The sequence below is a fragment of the Pedobacter gandavensis genome, assembly GCF_032677645.1.
GTDB classification, from domain to species: Bacteria; Bacteroidota; Bacteroidia; order Sphingobacteriales; family Sphingobacteriaceae; genus Pedobacter; species Pedobacter gandavensis_A.
The window spans coordinates 127493-139558 of record NZ_JAVTSB010000013.1; the positions used below are offsets into that span (position 1 = coordinate 127493).

At 42.0% G+C, this 12066-nt stretch carries 11 protein-coding genes and 1 pseudogene; 6 read left to right on the forward strand and 6 right to left on the reverse strand.

The features are described from left to right. The first annotated feature begins 66 nt into the window (after positions 1-66). Together R2Q66_RS20785 and R2Q66_RS20790 are read left to right on the forward strand one after the other, a co-directional pair. A complete protein-coding gene (locus R2Q66_RS20785; protein ID WP_316752790.1) occupies positions 67-894 on the forward strand; it encodes a helix-turn-helix transcriptional regulator in 828 nt (275 codons plus the stop codon). Between the two features lie 120 nt (positions 895-1014). Further along, positions 1015-2472, forward strand: coding sequence for an acetyl-CoA hydrolase/transferase family protein (locus R2Q66_RS20790; protein WP_316752792.1), 1458 nt, complete (start codon positions 1015-1017; stop codon positions 2470-2472). Here R2Q66_RS20790 and R2Q66_RS20795 read toward each other — a convergent pair. Both R2Q66_RS20795 and R2Q66_RS20800 read right to left on the reverse strand, forming a co-directional pair. After that, the gene (locus tag R2Q66_RS20795) at positions 2469-4373 is read right to left on the reverse strand and encodes an AAA domain-containing protein (RefSeq protein WP_316752796.1); all 1905 of its coding nucleotides are present in this window, start codon (positions 4371-4373) and stop codon (positions 2469-2471) included. The two genes, R2Q66_RS20790 and R2Q66_RS20795, sit on opposite strands and share 4 nt — an antisense overlap. 7 nt (positions 4374-4380) lie before the next feature. Further along, entirely contained in the window at positions 4381-4881 is a 501-nt protein-coding gene (locus R2Q66_RS20800) for a GNAT family N-acetyltransferase (RefSeq protein ID WP_316752799.1), read from the reverse strand. Between the two features lie 181 nt (positions 4882-5062). Here R2Q66_RS20800 and msrA point away from each other — a divergent pair, with 181 nt between their 5' ends. Further along, positions 5063-5554 (forward strand): peptide-methionine (S)-S-oxide reductase MsrA, encoded by a 492-nt coding sequence (msrA, locus tag R2Q66_RS20805; RefSeq protein WP_316752802.1) that lies wholly within the window; start codon positions 5063-5065, stop codon positions 5552-5554. Between the two features lie 13 nt (positions 5555-5567). Here the strand turns inward: msrA and R2Q66_RS20810 are convergent, their stop codons facing one another. Both R2Q66_RS20810 and hmpA read right to left on the reverse strand, forming a co-directional pair. Continuing rightward, positions 5568-6020, reverse strand: a complete 453-nt coding sequence (locus R2Q66_RS20810) for an Rrf2 family transcriptional regulator (RefSeq protein ID WP_316752804.1) — start codon at positions 6018-6020, stop codon at positions 5568-5570. Positions 6021-6030: 10 nt separating this feature from the next. Beyond that, positions 6031-7257, reverse strand: coding sequence for an NO-inducible flavohemoprotein (gene hmpA, locus R2Q66_RS20815; protein ID WP_316752806.1), 1227 nt, complete (start codon positions 7255-7257; stop codon positions 6031-6033). A 215-nt stretch (positions 7258-7472) separates the two neighbouring features. On the opposite strand from hmpA, the gene R2Q66_RS20820 reads away from it, so the two are divergent. The 3 genes and pseudogenes from R2Q66_RS20820 to R2Q66_RS20830 all read left to right on the forward strand — a co-directional run. Then, positions 7473-7901, forward strand: a complete 429-nt coding sequence (locus R2Q66_RS20820; RefSeq protein WP_316752810.1) for a VOC family protein — start codon at positions 7473-7475, stop codon at positions 7899-7901. Between the two features lie 139 nt (positions 7902-8040). Beyond that, on the forward strand, positions 8041-8916 hold the full coding sequence (locus R2Q66_RS20825; protein ID WP_316752812.1) for an NAD(P)-dependent oxidoreductase: 876 nt from the start codon (positions 8041-8043) through the stop codon (positions 8914-8916). A 41-nt stretch (positions 8917-8957) separates the two neighbouring features. Further along, positions 8958-9341, forward strand: a pseudogene (locus tag R2Q66_RS20830) (aminoglycoside phosphotransferase family protein); the annotation flags it as partial. A 41-nt stretch (positions 9342-9382) separates the two neighbouring features. On the opposite strand, the gene R2Q66_RS20835 reads toward R2Q66_RS20830, so the two are convergent. Both R2Q66_RS20835 and R2Q66_RS20840 read right to left on the reverse strand, forming a co-directional pair. After that, complete coding sequence (locus R2Q66_RS20835) at positions 9383-9880, reverse strand: YMGG-like glycine zipper-containing protein (protein WP_316752814.1); 498 nt, start codon at positions 9878-9880, stop codon at positions 9383-9385. A gap of 314 nt (positions 9881-10194) precedes the next feature. Further along, entirely contained in the window at positions 10195-12021 is a 1827-nt protein-coding gene (locus R2Q66_RS20840) for a serine hydrolase domain-containing protein (RefSeq protein WP_316752816.1), read from the reverse strand. Positions 12022-12066 lie beyond the last annotated feature (45 nt).

The following is a 12066-nucleotide window of genomic DNA, read 5'->3' on the forward strand; positions in this document are numbered from 1 at the left end:
ACAAAGTTGCAATGATTCAAGTTGGCTTGATTATCTTTGCTGGTCAAATGTTTATTCATTTCCGCCATGGCTAATATTCATAAAGATTACTATTTAACAGAGGTTGATAAGGCTCCGGAAACCATCTATTGTATGCACGACCTCATGGGAGAACAGGATATTTCCGCCCATAAGCACCTTAAAGGGCAGTTTCTGTACACAGAGGGGGGAGTGGTGCATGTGAGTACGGAGCAAAAGACGTATTTCTTACCGGCCAGGCATTATATGTGGATTCCGCCTGGGGTGGTACACAGCATTCATCCAAGTTCTGCAGATGTGACGATGAGGAACCTCTATTTCCCGGTAGAGGCCAATGAAAACGCCTTTTATGCGCAAAAAGGGATTTACCCGGTCAATGATTTACTGTTGCAAATGATCATATTCAGCAACCGCTGGAGTGGAGATATCGACCAGACCGACACAAGTTCTTATCGCTTTGCACTGGCCTTAAAGGCGATTTTACCAGAGGTGAGCTTGTATAAATTACCCCTGGCGCTACCTTATGCGAAGGACAAACGACTGGATTCAGTCATCAAATATATGGCTGAAAACCTGGCAGAGGCCATCGTATTCCCTGCATTGGCCAGCAAATTCGGACTGAGTGAAAGAAGTCTTTCCCGTCTTTTTCAGGGTGATGTAGGTATGTCGTTTATCCAATATCTTAGTATTCAAAGAATGATGCTCGCAGTACAGCTGTTGCTGGAGGATAAAATGTCTGTGAAGGAAGTCGCCTCCATGGTCGGTTACAATAGTATTCCTACTTTTAGCACCACTTTTTATAAAACACTGGGCGTTAGACCATCCGAATATGTGAAAATGAAAGGGGTCTTAGGCTTAGATACTATGCTGGCATAATAAGATATGCAATTGGCCGGATAGGATACCTTTTGGCTGATTATTGCGGATAGATTTGTGTTTTAAACCAAATGTATGTACGCAGATAGAATACTGAGGGAGGATGTTATTTCTAAAATAATGAGCTCAGAAGAAGCCGCAAAGCTCTTTAAGGATAGGATGGTGGTGGCTTCCAGTGGGTTCACCAAAGCCGGCGATAGTAAAGCCGTATTAGCTGCATTAGCAGAACGCGCAAAAACAGAACCGCTTAAAATCACCTTAATGACCGGCGCTTCTCTGGGACATGGTACCGATGGTGCTTTGGCCGAAGCAGACGCCCTTTCTTTACGTCTTCCTTTCCAGGTAGACCCTATTCTGCGAAAGGCAATTAATAAAGGAGAAGTCTTATTTATCGACCAGCATTTGGGAGAAACCGTGTCACTTTTGAAGTCAAACCACTTTCCTAAAATCGATATCGCCGTATTGGAAGCCACGCGGATTGAGGCAGACGGGAGTATCATACCGACCACATCTGTAGGTAATTCGGCTTCTTTTGCTGCATTGGCAGATCAGATCATTATAGAGGTTAATCTGGCGGTTCCTTTTTCCGTTTGTGGATTGCACGATATGTTTTCTGCCGGGCAGTATCCGAACCGTTCTGAGATCCCGATTGTATCGGTTGCAGATCGCATCGGTCGCACTTCCATTTACATAGATCCTAAAAAGATTGTGGGGGTGGTGATCACCAATAAAACGGATAGTCCGGCAGAAATTGCGCCACCAGATGAGGCAACTAAAGCCATCGCTAAACACCTGGTGAACTTCTTCTCTGCAGAGGTAGCGAAAGGAAATCTGTCGAAATCATTACTTCCATTACAAGCAGGTATAGGTAAGGTAGCCAATGCAGTATTGCATGGTTTTATGGATGGGGATTTTGAAAACCTGACCATGTATTCGGAAGTCTTGCAAGACAGTACATTTGATTTGCTGGACTCCGGGAAAATGACTTTTGCTTCCGGATCTTCGATCACGGTTTCAGAAGAATACTATCAAAAGATATTCAACGATTTCGAAAAATATAAAGATAAGGTAGTCCTGCGTCCGCAGGAGATTAGCAATGCCGGAGAGGTGATTCGTCGCCTTGGCGTAATTACCATGAACACCGCATTGGAATGCGATATCTATGGCAACGTAAATTCCACCCATGTGGCCGGAACAGATATGATGAATGGAATAGGGGGCTCCGGTGATTTCGCCCGTAATGCTTACCTGAGTGTCTTTGTGACGCAATCCTCCGCAAAATCTAATACCATCTCACGGATTGTTCCGATGGTTTCCCATGTTGACCATACGGAGCATGACGTGGATGTGATTGTAACGGAACAGGGATTGGCAGATTTACGCGGTTTGGCGCCCAGACAACGCGCTAAACTGGTCATCGAAAACTGTGCCCATCCGGATTACAAAGCAGAATTGCTGGATTACTATGAAAGAGCCTGTGTGCGAGGCGGACAAACACCGCATTTGTTAGAAGAGGCATTTTCCTGGTATGGTCGCCTGCGCGAAAACGGAACAATGATGAAGAAGTTTGCAGATTAAAGATCTGCAAACTCCCAGGCGCTTTGGTAAGCATTAACTGCTTCTGCATAGCTGATGAAATCAGCGTAAAAAGGAAGGCGGGATAAAGTGGCACTGTCACCAATGACCACGAGTTTCTTTCTGGCTCGGGTCATGGCTACATTCATCCTCCGGACATCGGAAAGGAAGCCTATACTGCCTTCATTATTGCTCCTGGTCATACTGATATAGACCATATCGCGTTCTTGTCCCTGGAAACTATCAATAGTATTCACCGTGATTTTATTTGCATAAGCCATCAGTTCTGGCGAATGTAACATCAATTCCTTCATCAGTAAAACCTGCTGTTTATAAGGCGATATCACTGCAATGGTAGGAAAGTTTTCAGCGGTATAATGGGTGCCAAGTGTGTTAACGAGTTGGCTCAGGTGTTTAAATAAGAATGTCGCTTCTTCTGGATTGGTGGTACTGGTGCCTTCAGATTTCTCTTCAAAGCCACAACCCGCAGTATCTAAGAATGCCAATGGTGCTTCTTCGGAAAACAACACGTGTTTCGCTACTGAATCGTGCGCTTTCAATTTGTTTTCATAAAATACCTGAGATGAATAACTCATGATGGTCTCATGCATACGGTATTGCTCTTCTAAAAGCGTTACTGCTTCCGGGTGTAATGCGGTCGTTTTTTCTAGCAAAGTAGTACTGAGGCCTGCTCTGGCGGCTTCGTTGGACTTTATCGTTGGTGAAAGCTGACAATGATCACCGGCAAATATAACTTTATGCGCTTTCAGGATCGGAATCCAGCAGGCGGGCTCTAAAGCTTGTCCGGCTTCATCAATCACCACCGTGTGGAATTTAAGCCCGCGAATGGTATAATGGTTGGCGCCAACCAGCGTAGCGGTCACTACCTGTGCTTTACTGAGCAGATCATCGATCATATATTGCTCGGTATTGCCTACTTCTTTCATGATTTTATATGCTTCATCAAAGAGTGCTTTACGCTGTTCTTTTTCCGCACGCCCAAAATTCCGCTTGTATTTATGGGCCATGTTTTTATACTCATTGGCCTGTTTCTTTAAGGCACGGATTTGTTTCATACTGTCGTGTTCCGACAGCTTTCCATCCAGGGTTAAAGACAACAGCTTTTCTGATACTCTGGCCGGATTTCCAATACGCAATACATTCAAACCTTCTTCATCCAGTTTTTCTGTGAGTAAGTCTACCGCAGTATTGCTGGGCGCAACCACAAGAATCTGTTTATGATCTTGCTTGATTAACGCTTTTATAGCTTGTACAAGTGTAGTCGTTTTTCCTGTTCCCGGAGGCCCATGGACAATAGCCAATTCCTGCGCAGCAAGAATTTTATCTACAGCCTGTTGTTGTACCGTGTTTAATTTTGGAATGGTATAATGAGCTGCCTGATTAGAAAAAGTAGGACTGGCCTCACCGGTCAGTATCTTGATCAACCGACTGTCTTCTGATTTTTCCAATCCTGTAGCAGCCTGTTTCAATGCGTTTTGCATTTCATCATAGCTGTTGTTATCGAACAACACATCTATACCCAGCTTGCCGTCACGAGTCCATTCTGGTAGTTCATCCGTCTTTAAAGTGATCTTTAAGCGGTTGCCACTTTGATGGGTAATGGTTCCTTCTACACGATCTTTTGGATCATGATTAGAGAACAAAACTGCCGAAGCACCAAAGCGTAGCTGATGCGCAAGCTCCTGATGTGTAGTCCGTTCAACCTCTACAGTTAAATAATCACCGCGGCTCATCTCTGAACCTCTGATAGCTATCGGGTACCAGGATAATCCGTTTGCTCTACGGGTAGTTACGGAAGAAGATTCTGTTAATTTTAAGTAAGACCTTAAGTCTTCTTCGCGTTCAATCTTTAATAGCGCTAAGAGTTTTTTGAAATATTCCAAAAGTGGGTTATGCTAGTTGTTTTTCCATGATATAATCTTCCATTAAGAAGCCATCGCCAATGTCGATATTCTCTTCTCCGACTTGTTCAAAGCCTATGTTTTTGTAAAACTGGAAGGCAGAATTGTCACGGTTTACGTTCAGAGACAAGGCGGTGTTTTTATTGTCTTTGGCGATTTCTGAGATGGTTTTCATCAGTAATTTACCGACACCCTTGCCCTGAGCTTCAGGAAGTAAATAGATTTTGTGGATTTTTGTTGTCGGTAAACCTTTATAATTCAATTCATAAGAGGCATATCCTAAATCATCTGTTTCATCTTTTACCAATAAGAAATGATGGCCTTTTTGGGCTACCTGCTCGGTTAAAGCAGCGGTACTGTACATCATTTCCAGCATATAGCTGATTTGTTGAGGGGATAAGATGGCGCCAAATGTAGCTGGCCATGTTTTGTTGGCGATCTTCTGGATCACCTGGAAATCATTTGCTGTAGCGGTATAAATGTTAAGCATAGTTCTTAATATGTCGCCCCTTGTGAAGAGCTATTAGCGTTAAAAATTCAGGAAAGCTTATAAATGTATTTAGAAAGAATTAGCTTAACAACTAATCGTTCAAAAATGATAGAAGGTTAACAATGACCGAATCGGGGAGCTGAAAAATTTAATACCTTTATCCCATTAAAACGAAAACTATATGAATACTGAAAAAGCCATTCTCGCAGGCGGTTGCTTTTGGGGGGTAGAAGAATTATTTCGCCACCAGCCAGGTGTAATTTCAACAGTTGTAGGATATACCGGTGGTGATGTTCCTAATGCAACTTACCAAAACCATGGAACGCATGCCGAAGGAATAGAGATTATATTTGACCCTTCAATACTAACATACCGTGGTCTTTTGGAATATTTCTTTCAGATTCACGATCCTACAACAAAAAACAGACAAGGAAACGACATCGGTACTTCTTACCGTTCAGCGATCTTTTTTGTGGATGAGGCACAGCAGGAAACTGCAACAGCTTTAATCGCAGAATTGGAGGCTTCTGGTAAATGGCCTGGTAAATTTGTGACGGAAATTGTTCCGGAAACTGATTTCTGGAATGCAGAAGAAGACCATCAGGACTATTTGCAAAAACTGCCTTATGGCTATACCTGCCATTTCGAACGTCCTGACTGGAAACTAAGCTAGTTGAAAAAATAAATTATATCTTTTGATCAGGAGGATTATTGAATAGGGTTTGCAGCGTTTTGCTGACTGAAGGTTTACTGATGTCAACCAGGGTATATTGATCCAGGTATTGGTACAACGCGTTTTGCGCCCCATTCAATATTCCTTTTAGTCCGCAGTTTCCGGCAAGGATACATAGCGGGCTTTCGCAATTGATCAGTTCTTCATCCTGCTCCAGCAGGCGAACCAACTTTCCAATCCGATACGTTTCCGCAGAATCGAACAGGCGTAAACCGCCGCCCCGGCCTCTTTGGGCATCAATAATGTTTTGATTAGAAAGAAACTGAACCACTTTAACCAGGTGATTTCTGGAGATCCCGAACTGGTCTGCCAGCTCAGTAATGGTTGTTGCCGGCAGGTTTGCTGGCTTGCAACTCATATACATCAGGATTCTCAATCCGTAATCGGTAAATTGGTTCAGTTTCATAATATGGCAATTAATTCATTTGAATCGTCTGTGGGCCAAATTCTTCAAAGAATAACTTTTTACGATCTACGCCTAAAGCCGACAGGTCGTTCATTGTTTTTTCAATAAATGGTTTGGGGCCGCAAAGATAGTATTCTGCTTCTGGTATCAGGATCATTTCGCTGATTTCAGCAACATCCAATCGCCCTGCGCGACTATCATTTGACAACTGATTTTCTTTTGATCCAGATTCCATATTTTCATAGAAAACAATATGTTCAAACCAATCGTGTGCTGCTTGCCAGGTGTTAATCTGATCACGGAAGGCATGTACGCTTTCCGAGCGACAAGCATGTGCCCATTTTACCTGGCGCTGCTGATCGGATTTGGTTAGAAAATCCAGAATTGAAACGAATGGTGTTTGGCCTACACCGCCGCTTAAAAGTACCAGAGGCGTGGTTTGGTTGGTGTTTAATACAAAATCTCCGGCAGGGGTGGTTGCTTCGATTACCGCGCCTTCCTCAATTTGATTATGTAGGTAGTTAGATACGGTTCCACTTTCTTTCTCCTCATTTCCAGGTTCTCTTTTTACTGAAATGCGGTAGTAGCTAGAATTTGGTGCAGAAGAGATGCTATATTGACGCGGCTGGTAAATTCCTAAAGCCGTTATAAACACTTTAACGCTTAAATATTGACCCGGTTGGTGTTCCGTTACTTCAAGTCCATCTTCCGGACGTAAGTAAAAGGACGTAATTTCATCAGATTCAGGCACTTTTTTATCAATGATGAATTTTCTCCATCCCGTCCAGGCGCCTTTTGCGGATGCTTTCTGTAAGTATATAGACTTTTCAAGATTGATCATTAAATCTGCCAGCTGCGTATAAGCTTTAGCCCATGCGGTAATCAAATCAGGACTAGCCGCATCGCCAAGAACTTCTCCGATAGAAGCCAGTAAATGTTTTCCTACGATGTCGTATTGTTCTGCGGTAATTTGTAAACTGGTATGTTTATCACCGATTCTTTGAAGTACAGGTAGGAGTACGCCCGGGTTTTCAATGTTCTCCGCATACGCAAGAACAGCAAGTGCTAATGCCGTTTGCTGTGTTCCGTTTTGCTGATTTCCCATGTTGAAGGTATTCCTTAATTCCGGGTTATGTTGGAACATTCTTTTATAAAAATGTTGCGTTAACAATAGACCATGTTCTCTTAAAATTGGGACTGTGGCCTTGATTAAGCCTATTTCTGTTGTACTAAGCATAGTGGTTTTTTAAAGTTGCATCAAAAGTACAACTTTAAAACTGAGGGCCTAATAATTGGAAGATTTTATCAGGATATTACATTTTACTGATAATAGAAGTAAGGGGAGAAATAGCATCAATGCCAGGCTTGCAGATGCTTAAATTTGAATTGTAGAATTAACTGAATATATTTAGATAGTATTAACCAGTACTACCGAACCCTAAAAACATAACCATGGCAACTATTAATCCTTACTTAAACTTCCAGGGAAATACGGAAGAGGCATTTAACTTTTATAAATCTGTATTTGGCGGAGAGTTTATGATGGTTCAGCGCTTTAAAGACACTCCTTATGGAGATAATATGTCTGAAGAAGATAAAGAGAAGATCATGCACATTGCTTTCCCGATTGGCAATGGAAACGTATTGATGGGCACTGACGCACTTGCTTCGATGGGGCAGACGCTCAACATCGGTGATAATTTTTCTATCAGTATCAGTGCGGATAGCGAAGCAGAGGCCGATAGTCTTTTTGCTGCGCTTTCTCCCGGGGCAAATGTGGTGATGCCTTTAGAAAAAGCTTTCTGGGGTGCCTATTTTGGCATGCTGACCGATCAGTTTGGCATCCAATGGATGGTGAATTTTGATTATCATCAAAAGTAATCAGCATTTAGTAAATGAACTTTACATCTAACATCATCCAGATTGCTTTTCTTTAATAGGAGCAAAGCAATCTGGATGATATTGGCCAACCTTGCTAAATTGCTTAATTTAGGCCATTAAATTAGAGCAAACATACTTCATGAGTAGATTAAAATTAGGCTGGATAGGTCTTGGAAATATGGGAACCCCAATGGTAAAGAACTTACTAAAGGCTGGGTTTGATGTGGTTGTTTTCAACCGTACGAAACAAAAAGAAGAAGAATTGATCGCCCATGGTGCTACAAGTGCTCCAAATCCGCAATCATTACTGGAAACCTGTGATATCGTATTTACGATGTTGGCGGATGATCAGGCAGTGAAAGCCGTTTTTGAAGGAGATCATGGTTTAATAACTAAAGCTGCTGAAGGGAAAATGATCATTGATATGAGTACGGTTTCACCGGATACTTCTAGATATTTATCGGAAGCCTGCGAAAAGGCTGGACTGGATTTTCTGGAAGCACCGGTATCTGGCAGCGTTAAACCTGCACAAGACGGCACCTTGATTATCCTTGTTGGTGGAGCTGCTACTGCCTACGAAAAAGCAAAACCTGCTTTTGAAGCTTTAGGAAAGTTGTCTATCCATGTTGGAGGGGCAGGAGTAGGCAGTTCTGCTAAGTTGGCTATCAATTATTTGCTGGGACTAAACTTGCAGGGACTTGCAGAAACGGTACTGTTTGCCGAAAAGAACGGCGTTAGCAAAAGTGATATGTTGACGATTATCAATGAAGGGGCTTGTGGAAATGGCATCACAAAACTCAAAACACCCTCGATTCTAAATGAGGAGTATCCAGCTGCTTTTGCATTGAAACATCTGGTTAAAGACCTTAGACTGGCTAAAGAAGCCGGATTAGTGGCGCCATTAATTGATCCTTTGTTTAATAGTTTCCAGCAGGCACAAAAAGAAGGCCTTGGTGAAGAAGATGTAATGGCAGTGATCAAGTCGCTGGCTAAAAAGCATGATGATTTGCAATAGCAAGGAATTATCCATAGCAAAAGCAAAGCTGGAACTTACAGGCGGATGGCGAGGCTTTTTCAACAAACTCTGCTCTGCTTCAACCTGTGCTGTATGAGGGGATTCCTGCGATGCTGAAAATCGGGATTGCGGAGGAAGAGCGTCGGGGCTCCTTTTTGATGGTACATTGGGACGGGCATGGCGCAGTCAGGGTTTTGAAGCATGCTCCGGATGCATTACTGATGGAGAGGGCAACTGGCCAAGGTTCTTTAAAGGAAATGGTATTAGCTGGTAAAGATGATGAAGCCAGCAGTATTATTTGTGGAGTAGTTACTAAACTACATAAAGCTACAGCTATACCAACGTTGCCGCTTATTCCTTTACAAGAATGGTTTAAAAAAAAGAGGAAGGAAGCTTTCGCGACCTTCCTCCTTCAAATTAACTAAAGTACAAATCTAGTAATTTTTATATCCTAATGGGGTTAGTACTAGTTTTTAGGCTGTACTCTACCTGATTTTCTATCCTGACCTCTACCAATCACATATCCTGTTCCTGCACCAACAACACCACCGATAATGGCACCTCTAGCATTGTTTTTGTCTACCAGGATACCACCGATAGCTCCGGCACCAGCACCAATTGCGGCACCTTTAGCTGCCTGACTCCATCCTTTTTTCTTAGCAGGAGCAGCTACTGTATTTGATGACGACGAAGAAGAATTAGATCTTCTTTCTGCAGCATCATTACGCTCGGCTAAAAGAAGTGTTCTTTTTTCTTCTCTTAAACGTGCAGTTTTAATTTCTTCTTCTTTTACCTGTGCAATTTTCTCTTTTTCAAGTGCATCAGCTCTTTTGAAACTATCCAATCTCAGACTATCTTTTACAGCAACAATCGCTTGTTGTTTGATCATCGCCTCCTCTTTGGCATTATTTGAACATGCAGATAATAAAATCGCTAATGCCGCTACTGAAAATATCTTTTTCATAATTTTGAATATTGTTTACACTTGGTAACCTGTAAAAATGATGCCAAACTCTTTATTTGCCGGAACAAACTCAACATAAAGTAGCTGAAATGTTACGAATAAAAGTCGCTTTTAAACGGTTCTTTGTGTATAAATCGTTGATTGTCAAACTAAAAATTAACTGTGTGATTTGATGCAGTTTTTTTAAACAACATAAATGTAACTGCTGTTTCAGTTTGCCTAAAATTCCTGTTTTTAGGTCTATTTATTTTAAAAAGTCCTCTTATGGCAGGTAACACAGGTAGTAACATCATACCTGCCAAACTATTGTCGGGTTAATTCCATAACAGCATCGGGATCATTCCCCAATAGATCAGCACTGCCACCCACTGTAAAGAGAAAATCAAAGCGATAACTGCAACACCATTCCAGGTTTCATCATGTTTTCTTTTGATACATCTCCATAACCCAAATAATAAACCAAGCGGAAGAATTGCTGTGACCACCGCCAGACTAACACTCGCAGCAGTTACATCCCCTAAGGAGGTAAAATCTTGCATCAGAAACAGGGGTACAAGAAGTAACAAAGCCAGAATACAAAGGAAAGGAATTGCAATGGGCTGTTGTAAAAAGCGCTTTCTATTGGATAACAATTTGATCAAGCCTGCGACAAAAAGATAGATTATACCTATTAAGCCAAAGATCAGACTCATATACATGGTCCATAAATACAGGGAACTGATCTTTTTATACGTTTTAAAGCCATCGGTAATGCGTCTGTTTTGCGTAGAATCGGTATAGAACACCTGAGCATCCCAGATCTTATCATCAGATTTAAATAAATGATAATGTGTTGGCTTCAATATTTTAGTTTCTTTTTGCAGCTGGCTGAAAACCAAATGATCATTTTTAGGAATAACAGTGACAAATCCTGTAAGCAGATCTACATAAGCCATCAATTTAAACGCATCTCTAACAGCAACATAATTTCCTGCCCAATTTTGAATATCCACAGGCATGGGGCCTGTAGCGCTGGTCTTTTGCTTTTTTAAGTTTAAAGACTGGAGCAAAATCTTATTGAACACCTCGTAATCTGCAGTTTCAGCATCCATATTATGAGCAATAAAGAAAGCTTTCTTTTCTTTAGGGAAGAGGTATATCATCGCATGATAGCCAGGCGCATTCCCGGCATGAGCCAGGCCAATTACCTGGTGACGGTCTCTTGTCATCAAACCTTCGGCATAACCAACTGCTAAACCGTGTTGCTTAGACTCGGTTTCTGAATCAGGATTCCCCATAGCAGCCAACAGATCTTTGCGAATAAATGAGTACCCGCGGAGATTGCCATTAGTCATTAGAAACTTCAGGAAAATCCCCATATCATAAGCCGTAGTGGTAAACTGGCCGGCAGGTCGGAGGTAAATGGCTGTTGCTGCCTGAGTTTTCATTTGATCAAGATGTCCCATGGCCAGGCGCGGATCAGCATTTTTACCAACCTGCGTTACAAAGCCGAAAGTGCTTTCCGCCATACCAATCGGTTTTAAGACATAAGTATCCAGATACTCTTCGTAGCGTTGTCTGGTAATAGCCTCTATGACCATCCCTAACAAGGTATAACCCATGTTAGAATAGACAAACTGAGAACCCGGGCGACTGTGGATCTCCAAAACGGAAAGGTCTTTGCTAAAATTATTAGCTAAAGGTGTGTTTGGTGTCACTTCTCCGGAAAACAGTTGCCAAAAACGCTGGTTTTCCAGTCCGGAAGTATGGTCTAATAAATGTCTAACGGTTACCGGGCGACTCGCAGACCAGGGGTTTTTAAACCGAATATCCGTTAAAATTTCCGCTACAGGCATATCCAGACTCAATTTATTCATGGTAACCAGCCTGAAAATACCAGTCGCAATCAGTGTTTTGCTGATGGAACCGACCTGAACCTTGTCGGAGATAGACAATACTTGTTTTGTAGCTGCATTTTTAAGACCGCTGGCATCTGTCGAAATGCGGCCAAGGGAATCTACTGTAGACCAGACCGCTCCGGTTAATTTTTCTTTTGCAAGCGCATTGGTTATATTTTGATGTAAGCTTATTTTTGAATCTTGAGCAGTAGTGGATAGGCTAAAAAGGCACAATAGAACGCTTAGTGCAGGTATTTTGATCATATTTTGCAAAGCTATCCATAATTATGAAAATCTAAGCCTATCTAT